The organism is Streptomyces herbicida (genome assembly GCF_032656585.1).
Taxonomy (GTDB): domain Bacteria; phylum Actinomycetota; class Actinomycetes; order Streptomycetales; family Streptomycetaceae; genus Streptomyces; species Streptomyces herbicida.
Map to the genome: position 1 here is coordinate 106,438 of NZ_JAUYWJ010000014.1, position 21,948 is coordinate 128,385.

General features: G+C 70.5%; 17 protein-coding genes and 1 pseudogene. 9 read left to right on the plus strand and 9 right to left on the minus strand.

Annotation, left to right across the window (positions count from 1 at the left end; all coding sequences use genetic code 11):
* Positions 1 to 17: 17 nt before the first annotated feature.
* Together Q8A52_RS28080 and Q8A52_RS28085 are read right to left on the minus strand one after the other, a co-directional pair.
* On the minus strand, positions 18 to 2,954 hold the full coding sequence (locus tag Q8A52_RS28080; RefSeq protein ID WP_316756421.1) for a poly(A) polymerase: 2,937 nt from the start codon (positions 2,952 to 2,954) through the stop codon (positions 18 to 20).
* A complete protein-coding gene (locus Q8A52_RS28085) occupies positions 2,954 to 4,726 on the minus strand; it encodes an RNA ligase family protein (protein WP_316756422.1) in 1,773 nt (590 codons plus the stop codon). The genes Q8A52_RS28080 and Q8A52_RS28085 overlap by 1 nt, the downstream gene beginning before the upstream one ends.
* Positions 4,727 to 4,913: 187 nt before the next feature.
* Between Q8A52_RS28085 and Q8A52_RS28090 the strand changes: the two genes are divergently transcribed.
* Entirely contained in the window at positions 4,914 to 5,321 is a 408-nt protein-coding gene (locus Q8A52_RS28090) for a hypothetical protein (protein WP_316756425.1), read from the plus strand.
* A 268-nt stretch (positions 5,322 to 5,589) separates the two neighbouring features.
* On the opposite strand, the gene Q8A52_RS28095 is transcribed toward Q8A52_RS28090, so the two are convergent.
* The 3 genes from Q8A52_RS28095 to Q8A52_RS28105 all read right to left on the minus strand — a co-directional run bounded on the left by Q8A52_RS28095 (position 5,590) and on the right by Q8A52_RS28105 (position 9,022).
* Positions 5,590 to 6,531, minus strand: coding sequence for a YhjD/YihY/BrkB family envelope integrity protein (locus tag Q8A52_RS28095; RefSeq protein ID WP_316756427.1), 942 nt, complete (start codon positions 6,529 to 6,531; stop codon positions 5,590 to 5,592).
* Between the two features lie 116 nt (positions 6,532 to 6,647).
* Complete coding sequence (locus tag Q8A52_RS28100) at positions 6,648 to 7,901, minus strand: MDR family MFS transporter (protein WP_316756428.1); 1,254 nt, start codon at positions 7,899 to 7,901, stop codon at positions 6,648 to 6,650.
* The gene (locus Q8A52_RS28105) at positions 7,898 to 9,022 is read right to left on the minus strand and encodes a PLP-dependent cysteine synthase family protein (RefSeq protein ID WP_316756429.1); all 1,125 of its coding nucleotides are present in this window, start codon (positions 9,020 to 9,022) and stop codon (positions 7,898 to 7,900) included. Before Q8A52_RS28105 ends, Q8A52_RS28100 begins: the two co-directional genes overlap by 4 nt.
* An 803-nt stretch (positions 9,023 to 9,825) precedes the next feature.
* Here Q8A52_RS28105 and Q8A52_RS28110 point away from each other — a divergent pair.
* The gene (locus tag Q8A52_RS28110) at positions 9,826 to 10,446 is read left to right on the plus strand and encodes a DedA family protein (protein ID WP_316756430.1); all 621 of its coding nucleotides are present in this window, start codon (positions 9,826 to 9,828) and stop codon (positions 10,444 to 10,446) included.
* Positions 10,447 to 10,483: 37 nt separating this feature from the next.
* Here Q8A52_RS28110 and Q8A52_RS49450 read toward each other — a convergent pair whose 3' ends face one another.
* Together Q8A52_RS49450 and Q8A52_RS49455 are read right to left on the minus strand one after the other, a co-directional pair.
* Positions 10,484 to 11,086 carry a hypothetical protein gene (locus tag Q8A52_RS49450; RefSeq protein WP_456300751.1) on the minus strand — a complete coding sequence of 201 codons (603 nt, stop codon included), beginning with the start codon at positions 11,084 to 11,086 and terminating at the stop codon, positions 10,484 to 10,486.
* Positions 11,087 to 11,138: 52 nt separating this feature from the next.
* Positions 11,139 to 11,795 (minus strand): annotated as a pseudogene (locus Q8A52_RS49455) (MFS transporter); the annotation flags it as partial.
* 275 nt (positions 11,796 to 12,070) lie between these two features.
* Here Q8A52_RS49455 and Q8A52_RS28120 point away from each other — a divergent pair.
* Entirely contained in the window at positions 12,071 to 12,352 is a 282-nt protein-coding gene (locus Q8A52_RS28120) for a hypothetical protein (protein ID WP_316756431.1), read from the plus strand.
* A gap of 170 nt (positions 12,353 to 12,522) precedes the next feature.
* Positions 12,523 to 12,813: a DsbA family protein gene (locus Q8A52_RS28125; RefSeq protein ID WP_316756433.1), complete on the plus strand. Its 291-nt coding sequence runs from the start codon at positions 12,523 to 12,525 to the stop codon at positions 12,811 to 12,813.
* A gap of 43 nt (positions 12,814 to 12,856) precedes the next feature.
* Here the strand turns inward: Q8A52_RS28125 and Q8A52_RS28130 are convergent, their stop codons facing one another.
* Positions 12,857 to 14,674: a sensor domain-containing diguanylate cyclase gene (locus tag Q8A52_RS28130; protein ID WP_316756434.1), complete on the minus strand. Its 1,818-nt coding sequence runs from the start codon at positions 14,672 to 14,674 to the stop codon at positions 12,857 to 12,859.
* Between the two features lie 650 nt (positions 14,675 to 15,324).
* On the opposite strand from Q8A52_RS28130, the gene Q8A52_RS28135 reads away from it, so the two are divergent.
* From Q8A52_RS28135 to Q8A52_RS28145, 3 genes are read left to right on the plus strand one after another with little or no spacing between them, the layout of a single operon-like run.
* The gene (locus Q8A52_RS28135; protein WP_316756437.1) at positions 15,325 to 16,518 is read left to right on the plus strand and encodes a cytochrome P450; all 1,194 of its coding nucleotides are present in this window, start codon (positions 15,325 to 15,327) and stop codon (positions 16,516 to 16,518) included.
* Between the two features lie 2 nt (positions 16,519 to 16,520).
* On the plus strand, positions 16,521 to 18,467 hold the full coding sequence (locus Q8A52_RS28140) for a cytochrome P450 family protein (protein WP_316756439.1): 1,947 nt from the start codon (positions 16,521 to 16,523) through the stop codon (positions 18,465 to 18,467).
* On the plus strand, positions 18,464 to 19,147 hold the full coding sequence (locus tag Q8A52_RS28145; protein ID WP_316756440.1) for an SDR family oxidoreductase: 684 nt from the start codon (positions 18,464 to 18,466) through the stop codon (positions 19,145 to 19,147). Before Q8A52_RS28140 ends, Q8A52_RS28145 begins: the two co-directional genes overlap by 4 nt.
* An 84-nt stretch (positions 19,148 to 19,231) precedes the next feature.
* Here the strand turns inward: Q8A52_RS28145 and Q8A52_RS28150 are convergent, their stop codons facing one another.
* Positions 19,232 to 19,909 carry a GAP family protein gene (locus Q8A52_RS28150; RefSeq protein WP_316756442.1) on the minus strand — a complete coding sequence of 226 codons (678 nt, stop codon included), beginning with the start codon at positions 19,907 to 19,909 and terminating at the stop codon, positions 19,232 to 19,234.
* A 418-nt stretch (positions 19,910 to 20,327) separates the two neighbouring features.
* Between Q8A52_RS28150 and Q8A52_RS28155 the strand changes: the two genes are divergently transcribed.
* Positions 20,328 to 20,555: a ferredoxin gene (locus Q8A52_RS28155; RefSeq protein WP_316756443.1), complete on the plus strand. Its 228-nt coding sequence runs from the start codon at positions 20,328 to 20,330 to the stop codon at positions 20,553 to 20,555.
* The gene (locus Q8A52_RS28160) at positions 20,552 to 21,943 is read left to right on the plus strand and encodes an NAD(P)/FAD-dependent oxidoreductase (protein ID WP_316756445.1); all 1,392 of its coding nucleotides are present in this window, start codon (positions 20,552 to 20,554) and stop codon (positions 21,941 to 21,943) included. The genes Q8A52_RS28155 and Q8A52_RS28160 overlap by 4 nt, the downstream gene beginning before the upstream one ends.
* The last annotated feature ends 5 nt before the right edge of the window (positions 21,944 to 21,948 follow it).

Here is a 21,948-nt window from a genome sequence, read left to right on the forward strand (position 1 = left end):
GCCCCGATCGCGCCCGTTCATACGAGCCCACCGCTGGGGCCGGGTTTCTGAGTCAGCGTCGGTACGACGCCGCATTCCGCCCATGTGATGTCGACCCCTGGAAGAACCCGGCTCCACCTGTCGGCAGTCTCCGCAAGGCGCGCCGCGTCGGGCGGGTCGAGGCCGAGGCCGATCGCGTACCGAGCCGTGCGCGGGCCGGTGTCGAAGGGGTGGGGCCATGCGTGCACGTCGGTCGTCCCACCCTCTTCGAGGCCGCTGACCAGGCTCCGGACCCGCCCACGGAAGCGGCCGAGGGTGTCCTCGAACTCCTCGCCACGGTACGGGCGTACGGTGAGGATCGCCCATGCGGCGTGCCGGCGGTGCAGCGGTGGGGGCGACAGCAGTTCGGGCCACGGGGAGGTGCCCGTCCTGGCCGCCTTCTCCAGGGTCTCCCAGGCCTGGTAGAGCTCCTGGGCCAGCAGGTCCCGGATGCCGACGGTGACCTGCTCGGTGCACGAGCGGACCGGTGCGGTGGGTGTCATGACCGTCAGTGCGGCGGGCGATGCCGGGGCGGGGGCCGCTGAGGGTGACAGGGCGATCGGCTCCCGCCAGTCCCAGGCGGCCCAGGTGGCGAAGAAGTGGCGGAGCAGGTCGGCTGCGGGGAGGTGCCCGGCCTCGCGGGCCGTACGCGCCGCCAGAACCGTCCAGGCCAGGCCGGGCAGTCCGCCGAACGGCGCCGAGTCCAGGCCGCGGGCCCTCGCCCACGCCTTCACCTGCCGGGCCAGCCGGGCGAACGACGGGTGGGCGTCGCCTATCGCCGCACGGACGGCGTCGGCGTCGCTGACCGCGCTCAGGGCGATCGCGCTCGCCTGGCCCAGCTCGGTCCGGCGATCCACCGCCTCACCGCAGGGCACCGGCCCGGCGGAGACCACCACCACATCGACGTCCAGCCCTCCGACGGTGAGCCTCAGCCCCGGCACCCTCGCGCCGTTGACCCGGCGCACGCGGGTGACGTTCGGGAGCGCCGCCGTCACGCGCTCGGTCACCTCTGCCATGTCGACGGGGTCGGGCATGACCGCCACAAGATCGAGGTCGGCCCCGGTCAAGTGGCAGCTCATGCGCCGGGATCCGACGACGTGGACGGTACCTTCGGCCAGCGCCTGGGCGATGCGCCGCGCCGTCCGCCCGGCATCGGCATCGCGCCACGCGTCCTCCGTGGCCGGATCTTCAGCAAGCGCCCCTGCGCCGCCGGGCGTTGCGTCGGTGTCGGGCGTCCAGCGGACGTCTCCGGTGCCCAGGGCGACCCTGGCCCGGTCCCGCATCGGTTCGTCGCCGCGGCGTGAGAGCAGCACGAGCTCTCCGACCTCGGCCGTCATGCTCTCGAGCCGGGCTGCACAGAGGGCGGCCAGCCGCTGCGGGTCCTGGGTGCGGCCCAGCGTCAGGTGCGGGGTGAAACCCTCGGCGCGGCCCCGGCAGCGGGGGAAGCGCCGCTGAAGGGCACGGACAAGCGCCGCCCAGGGGTCCTCGCCGTCGGCCGCCGGGTCGAGCCAGACGGTGGCGTCCTCCCGGTGCCCGAAGGTGTGCACGCCGTCCAGCCGGGCGGTGAAGGCCGGTATCTCCTCGGCCGCTGCGGCCAACAGCGGTGCGGCACGCTCGAAGTGCGCCTCCGGGACGAAGCCGAAGAGCAGGTTGACATGGGGCGGCCAGCGGTGGATCTGCGGGTCGTGTTGCCGACGCAGTTCCTGGATCGGCGGCCACAGCTGCCGGGGCGGGAGCCACGCCACCGCAGTACGGGCGGTCGGCGGCACGTCGAGGACGCCGCTGTCACCGGGCAGCACACCGGCGGGGGAATCGGGGGAACCGCCCCCCAGGACGACCTCCACGCCGTAGTGGTCCGACAGGAACAGGCCTTCACGGGTGGGCGAGTCTCCCCGCAGGGCCGCCCCGGCCACGCACAGCGCGCCGCCGCGTACCAGTACCCGGTCCAGACGGGAGGCGCGTCCGGACAGCGAGGAGACGGCGGCCAACGGATTGACGACGGGATCGAAGGTGGGGGTGGCGTCGTCGGGCCCGTGCACATCGGTCCAGGCGTCGCGCATCCCGAGTACGGCGGCCGGTCCGTCGGGCCCGTCGCCGCCGGCATTGAAGTCGCCCAGCACGACCAGGTCGCAGTCCACACCCGCCAGTCCGTCCGCCAGCTGGACCAGTTCGGCCTGCCGCCGGGCCGGGCCGTTGTCGGAGTGGTCGCTGCTGAGGTGGGTGGCGGCCACGACCAGCGGTCCGGATGCGGTGTCCACGGTGAGGGCGGTGACTGCTTTGTGCGGGCCGAGGACGTGCCGCCCCGCCTCCTGTACCGGCAGGCGGCTCAGCAACAACAGCCCGTTGTCGTCGACGTCCCTGCCCTCCGGATCGGTGTCCAGCGTGTAGCGGGCACGGACCCAGTCGGCGCTCAGCAGCATGTCGAGCAGTTGCGGCTCGACCTCCTGCAGCGCGATGACGTCCGCGTCGGCGTTCTCGAGAGCGTCCACCAGCAGGGGGCGGCGGCGGGCCGTGTCGATCAGGTCACTGTCGTAGCGGTCCCACAAGGTGTTCCAGGTCAGTACGCGAATCGAGCCCGCCCCGCTCGGCGAAGCCGTGGCGGGAGCATCGGCCATCGGGCGCCACCCGGCCCCTTCCTGCCAGGCGTACGGCGTGCCGGCGGTGAAGAACGGGGCCCTCAGCAGGCGAGGCTGCCGTACCCGGCCTGCGTCACAGTCGTCGAGGCGGTCCGTGCCCGTGGCCCGGTCCCACACCAACTCTCCGTCGGCCTCCACGAACAGCACCCGGTGCCAGGGGATGTCACCGCCGGGCGTGAAGGAGGGCAGCGGGACGCGCTTGACACCGGCCCCGCGCTGATGGATACCCAGCACGAACCGGGCCGGGTCGAACCGGGCATCCCAGCGGACCTTGTGGTAGATCTCCTCGCTGGTGCGCATCACGCCTCCTCTCCCTCCAGGGTGCTCTCCAGGGCGCCCGCAATGTCGTCGACCGATCCGCCCGGGCCGACATACCAGGTGCGGTGCGCCTGACCCGGGTAGGGCGGGTCGAACCGGCGCTGCTGAGCGTCGAGCACCTCCGCCGGCACCGGGTGCGTCCGGTCGGCGTTGCGCCGTGCCGTCTCGTCCTCATCGACGAGGACGACCGCGTGGGTCACCAGCGCATCACGGCGCCGTGCCACCGAAAGCACCAGAGAACGCTGCTGACGGCTGAGGGAGGTGGCGTCCCACACGACGGTGCCGCCGCCGGCCAGCGCGGTATCCAGTCGGCCCAGGCCCTCACGCAGGACGTCCGCGTTGGCACTCTGGTCCGCCCGAGAGCCGCGAGCCTGACGCAGGTCGTCCAGGCAGACGAGGTCATCGACACCGGACAGCCCCGCGCCGAACGTGCTCTTGCCGCTGCCGGACGGCCCGACGAGGTGGATCAGCCGGGGAAACGCCCCCGACCGCCACCGCCACGTCGCCGCCAGCGCCTCTTCGACGCTGACGATCCGCCCCTGGGCACACATCTCCCGCGCCTGGGCCCAGCAACGGTCGGCGGCGTCGCCGCCGAGGTCCGTCAGCGCGTCGCGCAGGCCGCCGCGCAGCGGCTCGAGCGCTGCCCGGCCGAGCAGCCCGGCCTCCTCGGCATGCAGCGCGGACCACTCCACCTGCTCGCGCGCCTCGACGGCCTCCACGCCCCCGCGCCCGGCCAGTACGGCGCCCGCCACCGCGTGCAGCACCCCCAGATCCACCGCCGTGGTCATACGTATCAGCCCGCCGCGGCGCTCCTCGTCGGGGAACGGGCGGTGCAGCCCGGTGTGCAGCCCGACCAGGTCGCCGACGCGGCGAGCCAGCGGCATGCCCAGCGAAACCGCGAGCCGTGCCATCAGCCGTGCCCGTGGGCGGCGGTGCAGCAGCGCGGCCAGCACACCGGCCAGCCGCGCGTCCCCAAGCCGTCCCAGCAGATCGAGCCGCGCGGCTGCTTCGGCCACGGCTGCCTCGACGGCCATGGGTTCGGCAGCGGGGGAGGGGCCGTACTCCGGCACTCCGACCGCGGCCAGCAACGACGGCACATCGGGGGCGGCGCCGGAACGCACGGCCCACAGCGCCGCGCCCGGACCAAGTCCGTTCTCCACCACGGGCGCGTGCATCCAGTGCGTACCGGTCTGTACGTGTCCCGGGCGCACCCACTTGGCGACTCGTTGCCCGAATTCAGCCCGCTGGAAGCCGTCGACGGCCCGTACGACGTACCCCTCCTGCCGCGCGGCATCCAGCCGCAGTGCCCGCAGGGCCCGCTCGTCGAACGTGCCGCGCCACAGCACCCGCGGGACGGGCACGCCCAGCCGCCGCAGGAACCGCACGGTGCCGTCCCAGTCCAGGCACCGTTCCCCGTCCCAGACCGAGAAACCGTAGAACCAGCTCTCCAGACCCTCATAGGCGATCGAGTGGCGGGCGTAGAGGTTCTCCCCGCATACGCGCCACCCCGCCGGAATCCCCGGTCCAATCCGTCCCTGAAGGGCCTTGACCCAGGCCCTGGACGGATGGTGCCCCGAATCCAGTGACCGCGCATGCAGCCCGTCCGGGTAGAGAGTGGTGTTCTCCCCGTCGAGCTTCTCGGTGACAACGACCTCTTGGCCCCTGAGCCCCGTCAGGTCACCGGCCCGCACATCGTCGGGCGTCGCACCGGGGGACCACGGCAGATGCGGCGTGCGCGGATAGTGCGTCCGCATGATCCGAGAGCCTCCCCCTGGCGATGTCGTGCCTGGCCACTGTAGGGATCGAGCGGCGGGGGAGCCACGCAATATCCGCCGCGCCGGGGGCAGTCGCACCAACGCGGTGCCGCGCTAGCGGGCCAACTGCCCGCAACCCGGGGTCAGATGAGGCGTGCGATTGGACGGCGGCTCCGTGTAGTGGACGATGTCCGTCGCATACGGTGCGCTGGACGGCCTCGTCGTGGAGATCGTCGTCTTCTACGGACGGATCGCGGCGTGGCAGACCGCTCGGCACGGTGCCCCGGCGCGGAACGAGCAGCGGGAACAGTTGCCGCGGCTCGACAAGTATGTCGATCCGCCGTCCGATGTACTGACGGCCCTCACTCGCCTGTCGCTCGGCGCCGGAGGCGGATGGATCTTCTCGCCACAGCTGACCGGAGCTTTGGCCACAGTTGCGGTGGGCGCCTCCGCACCGGCGCTGCTGCGGCGGCTCGGCAGCGCGCGCACCCAGCAGGCGGTGATCGGCGGTGCGCCATCCGCCCCCGTGCCGGCGCCGGCCGGCTCCGAGGACCCAGGTGTACTGCCGGGCGGGGCCGAGGTGATCGAGTCGTGAACGGTCTCGCGCGGCGGAACTGGGCATCACTGACGGACGTCGACATCGCGTCCCTGCGTTCCCCTCAGGTGTCGCCCCCGTCAGGGAGGCGAAGCGGGCCAGGAGTGATCCATGGGCGTCAACGGCTCGCCACTCGTCATGGCGGTGAACTCCTTCTGTCCGGCGCGGGCGGACTGCTCGTAGGCGAGTTCACCAGACGGGCTGCTGCGTATGACCACAATCGGGTGACACGTGGCGGCGGGCGCCGAGGGTGCCACAGCCGGAGTCGTCACGGGTGTGCGGTCCGGTCCCGGGCCGGAGGCGGGCTTCCGAGACGACGGGCCAGGGATGGTTCCTGGGCCGCGACGGCTCCCGCGCTGATGCTGATCGCGACGGCGACACAGACCACGATCAGCCACGACAGCATGATGAACACCGAGCCGAGGGGGCCGTACTCGGCGAGGGCGTGGTTGAGCGCCCGCGGCAGATACAAGCGGGCGGTCTCGGTCAGCGCGGTGAGGGCGACGGCCGTGATCACTGCTCCGGGCAGCAGGGGTTTCCAGCTGATCAGGCCGCCGAGCAGCAGGTGCTGGGTCCACCACCACAAACCCGTCAGACCCACCAGGCTGATCGGGATCCCCAGCCAGGCCCCGACGCCGAACCCTTCGCGCATGGGGCCTTGCACCAGTAGTGCCCCCAGCCACAGTGCGAGCCAGGCCAGCCAGCGCCAGGGGGCGATTCTGGTCCCTGCCCGGGGGATCTCCCAGGCGCGTTTGCACAGCCGTTGCATCGCCCTGCTGACCGCGGTGGCCGAGAGCAGCACCATCAGTCCGCCCACCACGCCGGTCGCCTGCCGCAGATTGCCCGTCGTGGGACTGAGCGCGTGTACGAGCTGGGCGTCCGCGGCACCCGTGATCCCGAAGACGGTACGGACGGAAGTGATGAGCTGGTGCCTGAGCTGAGGCGGAGCGTATGCCCCGATCACGAAGAGCAGCGGAACCGCGGTCAGGAAGCACTCCGCCGCCAGGCGCGTCGCGGAGTCGAAGATGTTGACCGACACCATGCGGTCCACGAGGTGGGTGAGCACCGGAAACCGGGTCGCTGCCCGCGTGTGGGCGGACCGGGCGGAGGCGACCAGCCGGCGTGTCCACCTCTGTTGGCGGGACGCGTCGGCCGGCCGGCGCCCCGAACGGAGCATGCCCGTTGGCGGCACCTTTCCGGCACTGCGCATGACGTTGCTCCTTCCTCCCACCAGAGTGGGGGACGGAGCGCTGCGCGGCACGTCAGGCACGTCCCACGGACGGAGGACCGCGCAGACACGAGCTGTTGCGGACCGTCCGGGTCGCCTCACCCGGTCACCGGTACGGCCACCGGCGCGAGATGTCCGGTGCGGTGCAGTTGCGCCACCAGCCCGGCGCACACGAGTCCGGTGGCGGCCAGCACCGCCCAGGGCAGCCACCGCACGCCCGTGTCGAACAGCGCCCCGACCGCGAGGTTCCCGACGGAGATCGCGATGCCGGAGACGGTGTTGTAGGCGCCGTAATAGGTCGCGACGAGCCGGTCGCTGGAGAGGCGGACCACGGTGTCCATCTCGAACGGGTAGAGCAGGGCCCCGCCCCAGGCCAGCAGCGCGGCGCAGAGCACGAGCGCGAGGACGCCTGCCGCCAGGCCGACGGCTCCGTCGTACGGACCCGGCAGAACCAGCAGGAAAGCAGCACTCATGACCACCAGCCCGTACGCAATGGCCCGCGGTCCGGGCAGAGTTCGTTTCGCCCACGCGGTCAGCCTCAACTGCCCCGACAGGGCGGCGAGCGCGGAGACGGCGAAGATTGCCGCGGTCACCAGTCCCGTTTGTTCACCGAAGAGTTCCCGGGCACGCAGGGGGAGGGCCAAATAGACCTGGAAGCCCAGGACGTAAGAGCCCGTCATGGCGGCGGTGAACAGGAGGAAGGGCCGATTGGTGGCGACGGCACGCCAGTCGGCGGCCACGGCGCGCCAAGCGGGCTCGGCGCTCCTGCCGACCGGAGGGCGTCCCGGCAGGGCCCGGGCCTGGAGTACCGCCAGGACGGCGAAGATGAGCGCCGCGACCGTGCACACCGTGCTGAATTCCCAGGTCAGCAGGGCCAGCCCCGCCAGTGGGCCGATCAGGATGCCTGCCTGGTAGAAGACGTTGAAGGCGGCGAAGGCCTCGATGCGGCGCTCCTCGCCCGCGTCGGCGGCCAGATACGCCCGCACGGCCGGGTTGAACAGCGCACCCGCCAGCCCTGTCAGAGCGGAGGCCAGCACGAGCGCGGGGAGTGTGTCCGCCACGGCGAGAGTGGCGAAGGCGACCGTGCGCAAGGTACAGCCGATGAGAATCATCGGCTTGCAGCCGTAGCGGTCGGCGAGGGTGCCGCCGACGAGGAACATGCCCTGCTGGGAGAGGTTGCGCACGCCGAGGACCAGGCCGACCGTCCAGGCCGCGAGGCCGAGGCCGTGAGCCAGATGATCGGCCAGGTAGGGCATGAGCATGTAGAAGCCGAGGTTGATGGCGAACTGGTTGACCATGAGCAGCCGCGCCGGCCGGTCGAGGGCGGCCAGCTGGGCCCGCAGCCCCCTCATCGAACGCCCGCCTCGGCAGGCACCGCGGTCGTACGGCCGAGCGGGTCGCGGACCTTGCTGCACCTGGTCCAGCCCGTCACTTCGCACTCGTCGGGCTCGGCGATCTCATCGGGTTCCGGCGGCGGTTCCTGGCCCAGGAGCTGCTGGTGGCGGCACCATGCGTCGTTGTAGATGGTGTCCAGGTAGCGGTGCGGGCCGTCGGGGAAGACCGCTGCGATGCATGTGCCGCGGGGATACGTCCGTGCGACCCATCCCGCGACGAGCGCGACGGCCCCGACACTCCAGCCACCTGTCGCGAAGTGGCGGCGGCCCAGTTGGCGGCAGGCCCACACGGCCTCGGCCGGCGCCACCCAGTGGACCTCGGCGAAGGCCGCGTAGTCGACGTTGCCCGGATGGATGCTGGAGCCGAGGCCGCGCATCAGCCTCGCCCGGGCGGGCTGCCCGAAGATCGTGGAGCCGACCGCGTCCACGCCGATCAGGGTCAGGGCGGGGAAGGACTCGCGCAGCACGGAGGAGATGCCGGCGGAGTGACCTCCGGTGCCCACCGATGCCACGAGGACGTCGATACGGCCGAGTTGCGCGATCAGCTCTGTGGCCAGCGGCCGGTAGGCGGCCACGTTGTCGGGGTTGTGGTACTGGTCGGGGCAGTATGCGCCCGCCGTGCGAACCAGCAGCTCGGCGACGCGCCGACGGCGTGCCTGCTGCCATCCGCCGTCGGCATCCGGAACGTTGACTTGGTCGACGTGCGCGCCGAGCGTGGTCAGCAGCCGCAGCACCGACGGCTCCATGCCGGGGTCGGTCACGACGGTGACCGGATGATCGTAGGTCAGCCCGGCCAGCGCGAGTCCGAGGGCGAAGGTGCCGCTGGAGGACTCGACGATCGGGGTCCGGGGCGCGAGATCCCCGCGTCGGCGGGCCTCTCGGATCATGTGCAGACCGGGGCGGTCCTTGATGCCGCCGGGGTTCGCGCCTTCGAGCTTGGCGTAGAAGCCACGGCCGGGTGGGGCGAAGGGTTCGTCGATCCACAGGACCGGGGTGCGGCCGACCAGCTGTGAGGGGCGGCGGGCAACAGCGGGGAGCGAGGCGCGGGCTCCGAGTGTTTCGGGCAGGGGGCAGTTCATGGATGTACGGCTCCTTCGCACCGCATCGCGCAGGTCAGGTTGCGGCGCGGTCGTCATGGGTCATGTGTCATGAGCGCGCGGGCACACCCCTGCCACGCGATTCGGGCGGGGTCGGGGTGTGCGGGCGGCGCCTAAAGACGCCAGACGCAATGGAGCGCGAGGGTACGAGTGCTGTCGGTGCGGGAGTCGGCGGTGTCGGACGGCCGGCGCCAGATGGCGGGCATCAGTGCGAAGCCCGCCGATCCGGATGAGCCGGCTGCAGGATCGGCTTGGCCGCACTCGGCGACGGCTTCGTCCGCCGTGGTCCTGGGGCGGTCGGCCGCGTGATCGATGTGTCCCCCGGCGCTGTGCCGGTGCGCGGGGGCCGGCTCGTGATCGTGCCCGGTGTCAGCCGGCGGCTGTGCCACCGCGGCGGCCTCGACCGTCGCGGGCGGCCCCGTGAAAGAGGAAGCATGGACGGCACCGGCGAGGTGAGCGGTGATCAGGAGGACAAGGCCCAGGAACAGCCCCACGCGGCCTGGACGCATCGGGGCCCGTCGCACCATCCACACTCCGATCACATACACAGAGTATTTGACCGGCTACGGATTGCGCTGCAGGGTGGAGTGGCGGCCAGTCGGGGCGCCGAGGGCCGGGTCCGCAGGTGAACCGCATCAGCGGCCGAAGGCCGCCGCGGGACGATGACCACGGCACATGGCGGCAGCAGGCCCAGAACCCCGGGTACGGGACCGCCGTCACCCTCGACCTGCCCCGCCGACCGGCGCGCCGCTCCGGCCCATGCACCGGCGACGTACGGTGGGCACATGGCCCTGCCCCTCCCGGGTCCCCTGGCCCACTTGGCCCCGCTGCTCAGCAACTACGGCTACTGGGCGGTCGCCGCCGTGGTTTTGGTGGAGGACTTCGGCGTTCCCGCCCCGGGCGAGACGATCCTGATCGCTGCAGGTGTCTACGCCGGGGCCGGGCGGCTGAACATCGTCGCTGTCGCCGCGCTCGCGTTCGCCGCGGCCGTCGCAGGGGACAACATCGGCTACCTGATCGGCCGGTCCGGCGGCCGCGCCTTCGTCCACCGGTGGGGCCGCTATGTGTTTCTGACCCCGGAACGCTTCCACAAGGCCGAGGAGTTCTTCACCCGCCACGGCGGGAAGATCGTCACCGTCGCCCGCTTCGTCGAAGGGCTGCGCCAGACCAACGGCATCATCGCGGGCACCAGCGGCATGCCCTGGCCCCGCTTCCTCGCCTTCAACGCACTCGGTGCCGCGCTGTGGGTCGGTCTGTGGGCGACCTTGGCCTACGCAGCCGGCACTCACATCACCGCCGTCTACGACGAGATCACCCGCTACCAGCTCTACGCACTCATCGCCCTCGGCCTCCTGGTTGCCGCGCTCCTCGTCCGGCATGTGCTGCGGCGCAGACACCAGAACTGACCGCAGACACCAGAACTGACTCGGGACGTACGTCCGTTCACTGTTCCGTCTCGGGCTCGAGTACGGCCGTCGCCGAGCGGCGGCGGACGAACGCGCCCACCGCGCCCACCCCGATCACGGCCGCGAGTGCCCCGAAGCCGTGGGTGAGCGTGGCGAACGAAGCGACGGCGTCGACGAGGAGGGGCCCGCCGGCGTCGCCGAGTTCGCGGCCGAGTTCGGCGGCGCCCATGGTCTGGCCGAGGCGCTCGGTAGAGGTGCTCGCGGCCAGCGTGGCGAAGCCGAGCGGGGTGATCAGACCCGTGCCGACGCCGATCAGGGCCGCACCCAGGAGGACACCGGTCGGGCCCGGCAGCATCGCGCAGGCCAGACCGGAGGCCGTGGCCAGCAGACCCGCCGCCAGGCCGGTACGCGTCGTGAGGCGCCCGTCGTCCCGAGCGCGCCCGGCTCGCGGCTGGACCACAGCGGCGCAGCCGGCGAGCACCGACACCGCTGCGTCGGTCGCGACCGTACCCAACCCGGCGGCGCGGCCGGAGACCGGAAGGAAGCCGACCCCGACCGACAAGGCCGCGGTCGCCGCCGCGAGCGCGGCCGTAGGGGCGAGGAAGGCCGGGTCCGCCGGGCGGCGGCCCAGATCCAGCACCGTCTGCCGGGCCCTGGGCAGCGGGGGTACGACGACTACGCCAGACAGCTACGGTCGCGCCGAGCACAGCGAGAACGGCGAACAGCAGCTGCGGGCCCCCGGCCCACACCAGGACGCCGCCGAGCAGCGGACCCAGGGTGCAGCCGATGGACTTGTGGAAGCCGTAGCTGCCGAACGCGCGGCCGTGCTTGGCGGCAGGGTTGAGGCGGGCGACCAGCGCCGAGGCGGACGGGGAGAACGCGGAGGCCGCGGCGCCCTGCCCGAGGCGGGAAGCCCAGAGCCGGCCCGGGCTGTCCGCCACGACATACAGCGCGGACGCGGCGGCGAACGCCGCGAGCCCGCCGAGCAGGACGGGGCGGGCCCCGATGCGGTCGGCGAGGGTGCCGAAGAGCTGTTTGAGGAGAACCTCGGCGCCGTCATACAGGGCGAGCAGCCCGCCGAGGACAAGCAGCGAGGTGAGCGCGTCCTCGGAGTCACTGCCGAAGGTCGCGGCCATGCCGTGCGCACCGAAGGCGGTAGTGAACCCGGCCGCGTACAGCGGCCACATCTGCCGTGCCGGCCCGCCTGCGCCGTCACCGTGCTCGAGGTAAGAACGGCTGATCGCCTCCAATATACCCCGGAGGGGTAAGGAAGTCACTGGAACGGCGAGGCGCTCAAGTGCGGGGCCAGAGGCACCACCACCTCGCTTCCCGCGCTGGGAGGTCGCCATGGCTGACGCCGCTTACGACCCGTGACCGCGGGTGGTCCTCAAGACCCTCGCGTTTTCACCAAGATGTGCGGCGTTCGGCTGACCGCCTGTCTGCGGTCGCCCCGCCGCAAAGCGGCAAAGAACGCGAAGTCGCCGCCGGATTCGGCAACGAGTGGGGCGCTACGCTGACCCAATCCCGGCATTTCGGAAACTGCACGATCGGTGCGTGGGAGGCAGCGGACCGGCCGCGGAGAGCCGGCACTGCGTACCAACCGACCCCTCGGAGGCGAGCAACGATGATGGTGCTGACGTGGCTGCTCGTCGCTGTCGGCCTCATGGCCGTCGCCGCGTGCGGCGTCCGGGTGCATCGCGAGGGTGGTCCGTCGCGTGAGGTTGCGATCGCTCTGCCGGTGGCTGTCGTGCTCGCCCTCTTCGGGCTCCTGGCCGACGAAGCGCCCGCCGCTGCCTGGGGCCTGTGGGGTGCTGTCGCCATTGCCGCCGCCTTGACCTGGGCCGTGGCCGACACCCTGCGCGACATGCCGGACCGGGCAGCAGGCAAGCCCCGGAAGACGTCATGACCGCGGGCCGAAGACGCCATCGCCCGGTCGGCGCCCTGACACTGCAAGAGCGCCCAGATGGCAAGCGTGCACTACCGTGCGCGGGAGAGCGATCCAGCGTCGCAGCATGAGCCGTGATGCCGCCGGACAGTCCCGGCACACCGGCCGAGAGCCGAGCCAAGGAGGCGGAAATGGACCTGACCGTGCTGGTCGTACCTGCATGCCCCCATACCGCCCTGCTGCGCGAGCGTCTGGCCCTTGCCTTGAAGGAGCGTCCCGACACCGAGGTGACGTGGCGCGAGATCACCGACGTCCAGGAAGCCGAGCGCCTTGGTATGCACGGCTCGCCCACGCTCCTGATCAACGGAGTCGACCCGCTGGCACCTCCAGGGCAAGCGCCGAGCCTGTCCTGCCGAGTCGGCGCTCTCCCCTCGGTGGACCAGCTCCGAGCGCTCTTCACCGAGGCAGCACCGCGGAACTGAAGCACGGAGGTGAGACGTAGCTGAGCCGTGAATGACAACAGTCTCAATCGCGGTGCGAGGCGCCGCTGTGAGCGTGCGGGGGCGTCGCGTGGTGCATGCGGATACGGCCTTTGCCCGCGGCTTTGGCCGCATACATGGCCAGGTCGGCTTGGTGTAGCAGTTGGTCCGGTGTGATGTCCGGTACCGCCACCGCCATACCGATGGAGGCCGACACCTCTACATCCTTGGTGCCGATCCGGTACGGCTGCGTCAGCGCGGCCAGGATCCGCTGGGCGATGTCCCGCGCACTCGAGGGATGCGCTCCCGCCCCCCGCTCGAGGAGGGCTGCGAACTCGTCTCCGCCGAGCCGGGCCACGGTGTCGCCTGTCCGTACGGATGCCTGGAGCCGGCGAGCGGCGTGCCGCAGGAGGGTGTCCCCGGCGGCGTGCCCGGCCGAGTCGTTGACCGCCTTGAAGCCGTCCAGATCCAGGAAGAGCACCACGGGCGGGTCCGCGCCGGGCGTCCGCTTCCGCAGGGCATGACTGACCCGGTCGGCGAACAGGGCCCGGTTGGGCAGGCCGGTCAATGCGTCGTGGAAGGCGAGGTGCTCCAGATGCACCTGCTGGGCGACGCGCTCGCTCACATCGCGACTGATGAAGATCATTCCATCGGGGTGGTGGCTGATCGTCGACTCGACGTGGCGCCATGTTCCGTCGGCGGCCATTACCCGGCATGACACCCTGAGGGCCGGCCCGCGGGTGTCCGACTCGGCTTCCTGCCGCAGCGTTTGGACCGGCTGTATCAGTGTCTCGAGGTCGTCCGGGTGGCAGTACAGGGGCAGGCGGGCGCCCACGAGGTCCTCGGGTCGGTAGCCGAAGACGGAGAGGGCGGCCGGGCTGACGTAGAGCAGAAGCCCGTCGAGGGAGACGATGGTGATCACGTCGGAGGTGCGGTCGACCAGCGTTCGGTAGTGAGCCTCGCGCGCCGCGGACTCCTGTGTGATCCGCAGGTGGTCGGCGTGGATGACGCCCTGCCGGACGCCGAGCGCGAGAAGCACCGAACCCGCCAAGGCCGACATCACCGTATCGATGGGACCGCCGGCGACCGTGTGCGCCGTGATGGCCAGCACGCAGACGACCACGGGCACGAAGGCCGCCACCACGCCGATGACGGGCATCATCCGCTGGTCGAACCCCACGACACTCACGCCGCCCGGCAACCATGGCGCTGCGGCGACGAGGATCAGCCCGGTCACTGAGCATGCCGCAGCGAGGGGGACCGCGTGCCAAGTGTCCGGCTCGGGCCGCAGGACGCGCAGTACGTCGCCCGTGGTCAGAGCCGCCAGCGCCAGGGCGGCCACCGTGGTCGCCGTGCGCTCCGCGTGCTGCAGGCCGAACCGCAAGGTGACCAGCAGGCCGAACACGAGGATGTCCGCCACCACGCGGGTGAGACCGAGAAACGATGCCGATACGTCACCGCCGTGGTCGGCACGATGGAGCAGCAGGACCCAGCCCACCGTGAACAGGGACCCCGCGATCAACCAGCCGTCCAGGAGCCGCCGTAACCGGATCAGGGCCGTCCCGTTCTCTGCGGCGGCCATGACCAGCGCAGCGACAGCGGCCCCCAGGCAAGCGGCGATCCCGACGCATGCCAGTACCCGGACGAGGGGTTGGAGGTCGCCCGCAGCAAGGGGCTGAGAGGCACTCACCTGATCTTCGAGGGCGTAGTGAAGTCCGCCTGTGGCCACCGAGACGACCGACAGCCTGAGGCGAAGACGGACTCTTCCTGTGACGGTCTGGGCGCGCGCGAGGAGGGAGACGGCGGCTGTCACGTGCGCCGTCGGTACGGCGATGTCCGTCGGCACCACGAGGGCCACCAGCACGCCTGCTCCGACGGCGACCGCGACCGCAGCGCCCTCGGACAGGGCTTTGCGCGCTTTCGTGACATGCGTTCGGCCGACGCGAGCAATCCGGCCGAGGCCGCCTCGACCGGCCCACGCCTGCATCATGCGACCCCCCGACGATGATCGAGCCTGTAAGAGCAGAGGCACACGACGTCCGGGACTGCTCGAGCAGTTACGAGAGTAGGACGATCACTTCGTGTGCTGCACGGTCGGCTATTGGGTTTCACCTGAAGTAGCGACAACGCGGCCGGTTGGGCATGGGAATGCCGGGACACGGGTAATCGAAGGCATTCCGCTCGTCCTTGAGATCTGGCTGAGACGCGACGAATCGTTTCCGACTCGGACGACGGCTGCCTGGTGGGGTTCGGTGAAGGCGATTCTTGAAGCAGAAATCAATCAGGGCTGCTGCTCACCTACTGCCGTGCCGGCCCTCGCCTCGGCACTTTCCGACAGGTGACGTTTGTCCTGCCGAAATCACGGATCCCCTGGTCAGCGCGGTGGCGGACGGCGGTGCATCACCCATTCGGAGTATTCCGATCGCGTGCCCAGTCGCATGTCACCCGTTCGGAGTGGTCAATGGGGAGGGACTTGCACGAGGCCTCTGTTCATCGCCCCAAGGGGTTGATGCCATGGGAACCATCGGCTTCACCGATGCTCTTGCGGATGTGCACGCCGGCGACCCGTACCCCGTCTATGAACGATTGCGTGAGGCTGTACCGGTGTACCGGTGCCGGAGCGGCACCTACCTCCTGACGCGTTACCCCGACTGTCTGCGCGTACTGAGCGAACGCGAGCTCTTCCTCGCGCCGGGTGCTCACCGGCCGTCCCGGGGAACGGCTGGGCACTCCGCGCCGGTGCTGTCGCGCGTCATGAGCTCGCAGAATCCACCCCGGCACACGAGAATGCGTGCGGCAGTGGCACGGCGGTTCGCCGAGCATGTACGACGTCGGCAGCTGTGGCTCAGCAGACTCTGCGACCAACTGCTCGAACCCGTGGTCGAAACCCTACGTCACGGTGTCGCCGACTTGACCCCTGTCGCCGAGGCCTTCCCCCGCGACACGATCATGCACGTGCTGGGACTGCCCCGGACCGACCGAGAGCTGGTCTCGGCGCTCGTCGCCGACATCTTTCCCACCTCGGGGCCGCTGCCCGCAGAGGAAGGCGACGGTGCTGCTGCGATGCGACGGCTCACCGACTACCTCGAAGGGGAAGTGGCCCGCAGGCGCCGTGGGCCCGGTGACGATCTGACGTCCGAACTCGTCCGTGCACACACGGCCCGTCCAGATGCCTTGCCGTACGAGGAACTGGTCAGCATACTCACGGGACTCACGGTGGCCGGATTCCCGCAGATCGCTGCGGGCATCGAGACCGGAATTGTCCTGATGACCCGTCACCACGAACAGGCCGTCTTCCTGGACGACCCGGCCCGTGCCCGGATGTTCGTCGACGAGGTGCTCCGCTACGACGCACCGGTGCAGTTCACACCCGCTCCCCGCATACCCGCCGGCACGGTGGTCATCGGCGGCGTGACCATACCCGCGGGCGCGCGGGTTTGGCCGGTGCTCGGCGCCGCCAACAGGGATCCGGCTGTGTTTTCCCGGCCGGACGAGTTCCTGCCGGGCCGCGGCGGGCCCCGTCATCTCAGCTTCGGCGGAGGCGCCCATTACTGCCTCGGCGCCGAACTTGTGCACCTCGAGATCGCGATGCTGCTGCAGCGGCTGCGACAGCGGCTCCCCGATCTCGCGCAGGCGCAGCCTCCTGCCCAGAGGTACGGGCGACTGCGCGGGTTCACCTGCCTCCCCGTCATGCGAACGGAGTGCTGATCGTGACGAACCGCAGGAGTCCCGGTAGCTGCCCGGCGAGCACACAGGTTTTCCTGGAGCGCACCGCCTGCGCCACGTTCCTCGACGCCGCACTCGGTGTCTACGAAGCGATCAGGCCGGGCCGTCCCTATCCGTGCTTCGGCGTGCTGGTCGGCCGTGTGCACGGCGGCAGCGCCCGCGTCGAACGCGTCGAGTTCGGCCGCAACGTGCGGGCCACCGACAGCGCTGCCCTCGGAGAGTTCGCGGAATCCATCGTTCCGTGCTTCGGGACGGCCTACGAGAACCCCCATCGAGGGTACTGGTGCGATTCCACCGACCTGTTGCGCATTCTGCGGGGCGCCGAGCTGGAGGGCCTGGACATCCTCGGGTCGGTCCACCTCCACCCCGACTGGCACAACATCGACTCACCGGGCGGAGGGTCGCCGCTGAGCGAACACCCAACGCGTATGGACACGTACGTCTTCACCAACACCGGGTGGCCGGTCAACCTCATCTGCTACCTGGAGCGCCGGAACTGCAGCATGTACCACTCGTGGGGTGCCTGGACCCCCAACACCGCCGACCCCTCCGACCCCCGCTGCGAAGCGCTGTCGGTGCGCCTCGCCCTGCCCGCGCATGCGCGGGGCAACGGACAACCGGCGACCGCGTGGCAGGAAGGTCCCATGGACGCAGAACAGGTCAACGACCTCGCCATCGGCCCCGCGCCGGCCCCGGGACAGGGGAATGCCGACCATGCCACCGATCTCATGGACCGGTCGGGCTATGTCGAGGCTCCCCATGAGCTGCTCGCCGGGTTGCGAGCCGAACACCCTGTACGGCGCGTGCTGTTCGCCGGCGCTCCGGTGTGGCTCGTCACGCGCCACGAGGACATCCGGATGGCGAGCAAGGACCCACGGCTGAGCAACGATCCCGGGCACGGAAACAAGACCGTCCGCTCCGCCCCGTGGGCCTTCGCCAACGAGACCTACACCGTCACACACAACATGCTCCGCTCCGACCCCCCGGACCACACCAGACTGCGGGCCCTGGTGGCAGGTGAGTTCGCCCCGGGCCGCATCGAGGCCCTGCGACCCCGCATCCAGGAGATCACCGACGACCTCCTCGCCCCGGTCCTTCCGGTGGGGCACCTGGACGTCATCACCGACTTCGCCAAGCGTCTGCCGCTCACCGTCATCTCCGAAGTGCTCGGCGTGCCTGCCCAAGGGCGGGACACCTTCGCGCGTCTGGCCGGCGTCTACGTCGAGATGAGCGAGGGCGACCAAGGCCGCATGCCCCGCGCCGCCTGCGAGATGCGGGACTACCTCATCGGACTGCTGAAGGAGAAGAGGGAGGCCCCCGCCGGCTCCGACGGCCTGCTCGGGCGCCTGCTCGCTGCCGATCACCAGGAGGATGAGCTGATCGCCATGTCCTTCCTCCTCCTGGTGGCGGGTTTCGAGACGACCGCGAACCTCATCGGCAACGGTGTACTGGCCCTGCTGGAGCACCCTGAGCAACTGGCGTTGCTCCGCGCACAGCCGCACCTCATGGGGCAGGCGATCGAGGAGATCCTCCGCTGGAACGGCCCCATCAAGATGGCGCCCGTCCTGCGGTACACGACCTGCGACGTACGGATCGGAGACGTCACCGTTCCCGGCGGCGGAGAGGGCGTTCTGCTGTCCTACGGCGCCGGCAACCGCGATCCCGCCCGTTTCGCTGAACCCGACCGGTTCGACATCCGCCGCGACTGCCGGGGACACCTGGCCTTCGGACACGGGATCCACCACTGCCTGGGCGCCCCGCTCGGCAAGGCGGAAGCCACGATCGGGCTACGTACCCTCCTCGAACGCTGCGACGAACTGGCTCTCGCCACCGACCCTGGGGAACTGTCCTGGGGATACAGCCGGTTCATGCGTGGACTGACCAGCCTGCCGGTCACCTTCCGGCCCGTCGAACGAGGTGTCGCACCATGACCGTCCCACGACCGCGCGCACTCGTGACCGGCGCGTCCCGGGGGATTGGCGCCGCCATCGCCCGAGCCCTCGCCCCCACGCACGACGTGCTCCTCGGCGGCCGTGATGCCCAGTCGCTCGAGGTGCTCGCCCACGAACTGCCGGGAGATGCCGGTCCCTGGGTGGCCGACCTGGCGGATCCCGGGGAACTCGCCCGGGCCACCAGGGACATCGACCGACTGGACGTGCTCGTCCACAACGCAGCCGTCGCGGAACCCGGCACCATCGCCGACACCTCACTCGACGCCTGGCAGCGCGTCTTCGCCGTCAACCTCTTCTCCGCCGCCGAACTCACCCGGCTGCTCCTGCCGCCCCTCCGCAGAGGCCGAGGCCATGTGATCCTGATCAACGCGGGGTCCGGGCTCCGGGTCAAGTCGCACCGCGGCGCCTACGCCGCCAGCAAGTACGCGCTACGAGCGTTCGCAGAGGCCCTTCAAACCGAGGAGAGCCCCAACGGTGTCCGAGTGACGTCGGTCCACCCGGGCCCGACAGACACCGACCTGCAACGCAGGGCGGCCGAGCGCGCCGGGCGCGAGTACCGCCCGGAGCGGTTTCTGCGCCCTGAGTCGGTGGCCGCCGTAGTCCTCAACGCGGTACGGGCACCGGCGGACGCGACGGTTTCCCGTACCGTCATCGACTGAGGGCTTGCCGAGCATCGAAACGTCGAGGATGACCGCGGGCTGCCCTTCGATCGGATCGGCGGCTGAGGCGAAACCCCGGCACGGTCAGGAACGCAGAACCCCGATTCCGTCCCCGAGCAGCTTCAGCCCGAACACGAAGAACAGAACCGCCATGACGGCTGTGTTGTGCCGCGCCGCCCACTCCTTCCAGTTGCCCAGCATGCTCTTTGCCCGCTCACCCATGACCAGGAAGACCCCGAGCGGAATCAGCAACCCGAGGGAGGCGATGACCACGAAGATCGCCAGCGTGGCGATCTGCTCTGCGACCGGCAGTCCCGACGAGCTGATGGACGCTGCGGCGGCAATGGTCAGCGGGGCGTTCTTGAGGTTCCCGGCCGACAGCAGGAGAGCGAGAAGGAAGACCTTCACCGGGGTGAAGCGGTCGAGCGCAGCCATCCATTTGGGCAACTGCGCCTGCGTGACATCGGCAGGGCGATGACGCCACATCCTCGCAGCAAAGAGAACCAGTGCGACCCCCAGCGCGAGCTTGAGAACCCCCACCCAGTCGGCCGGATGCCCGTGAGAGGCGGAATTCCCATGGCCGCCGATGGCCAGCATCACCGCGCCCAACGCCGACAGACCCACCACCCAGCCGAGCGCGAAAACCAATCCGTTCACGCGTCCCTGAGGCGTGGCCAGCACGATGATGATGGTGATGATCGGCAGAGGGCTGACGGCGACACCGGCCGCCAGGCCCAGCACATCACCCAGTACCTCACCCATGCGTGCCTCCGGCACATCAGAGAACTGCACTCAGCTGTCTCTAAAGAATCAACGACAGCGCACGTTTCTCGCCGCATGGGCACGCGGCGCGCGGGTGAATGGCGGTCACGGCCTGCCAGGTGAATGCGGCACCGAATCGGCAGGACTTCCCCTTCCTTCCCGGGGTGCGGGTGATGTGGGTGCGGGATAGGCTTTTGACGACAAGGTCAGGTTCTCAGGGCGGTTTCACAGACGACGGTCGCCTTGTTCGCGACGATCAATTCCTTCCGTGGAGACCCGACGAGCGCGGTGCGCCCCCTCGAACTCCCCAGGCGTGGGCAACGGCCGAATCCCATCTCTCGCTGCCTGGCTCGCGCCTTGCGCGCCGGGGTGGCACCGGCTTCAGGGTCCGCAGCTTGGAGTCCCTGTGGAGGTCGGGATGAGAGTTGTCGTTGATCTTTCCCGATGTGAAGGGTATGCACAGTGCGCATTCCTGGCTCCGGAGGCGTTCCGGATGCACGGTGAGGAAGCGCTGATGTACGACCCGAACCCCGATGACACCCGGCGGGACCAGGTACTGCGTGCCGCGGCGGCCTGCCCGGTCCAGGCGATTCTGGTCGACCAGTTGGAGGGACGGCACGTACCGGCGGAGGCGTCGAAGCCATGACAAGCGCCGACACCCTGCGAGCGTTCAAGCGCGATGGCCGCATCGTGGTCGTCGGGGCCTCACTGGCCGGACTGCGGGCCGCGGAAGCTCTGCGAGACGAGGGCTTCACCGGATCGCTGACCATGATCGGCGACGAGCTGGGCGAGCCCTACGACAGGCCTCCCTTGTCCAAGCAGGTACTGACCGGGTGGGTGCCGGCAGACGGCACCGCGTTGCCGCGCCGTCGTGACGTCAATGCGGAGTGGCTGCTGGGCGTGCCCGCCAGCGGCCTCGACCTGGCGACCAACCACGTGCGTCTCGCCGACGGACGCGAGGTGCCCTTCGACCGGGTGCTGATCTCCACCGGGGTACGGGCCCGGCCTTGGTTCGTCGAGAGCGAGGCAGCCCTGGAGGGCGTGTTCGTCGTGCGTACGCGCGAGCACGCCGAGGGCCTACAGCGAGCCCTCGCCGCCGGGCCCTCCCGCGTACTGGTCATCGGTGCGGGATTCACCGGCTCCGAGATCGCCTCCATCTGCCGAGAGCGGGACATCCCGGTGACCGTCGCCGAACTCGCGCCGGCCCCACTGGTCGGGGCGCTCGGTGCCATGATCGGGGATGTCGCGGCCGACATGCAGCGCGCTCACGGTGTCGACCTGCGCTGTGGTGTCAAGGTCACACAACTGGAGGGCGACGCACAGGGGCACTTTCGCCGCGCTCACTTCGACGACGGCAGCACGATCGGCGCCGACGTGGCGGTGGTGGCACTCGGAGGCATCCGCAACACCGAGTGGCTGCGGGGCTCGGGACTGGCGGCCGGCGTCTGGGGAATCGCCTGCGACACGGGGTGCCGCGCCCTCGACCTCAACGGCCTGATCACCGACGACATTTTTGTCGCCGGAGACGTGGCACGCTGCCCCAATCCGATTTACGAGTACCGGCTCATCTCGCTCGAGCACTGGGCCAACGCCGTGGAGCAGGCCGAAGTCGCCGCGCACAACATGGTCAGTGGCCAGGCGGACCGCTGGCCCCACCTGTCCATCCCGCTGTTCTGGTCGATCCAGTTCGGCGTCAACATCAAGTCCGTCGGTGTGCCGACCTTCGCCGACGAGGTGGTCGTCACCCAGGGCTCCGTGTCCGACCGCCGATTCGTCGCCGCATACGGCTATCGGGGCCGCGTCACCGCGGCGGTGAGCTTCAACAACGCGAAGTGGCTCGACCACTACCGGCAGTTGATCGAGACCGCCGCACCGTTCCCGCCGCCCTGCCCCACGCCGGACCAGCCCGTCGACATGAAACCGGTGCCCGTCGACTTCCCCGGCCCCACCCTGCTCGCCCAGGGCGCCACCGTGGTCGTCACCGGTCACGACCCGGGTGAGCGGCGCGTCACGGCCGCGCAGCAGCACCGGTAGGAGGG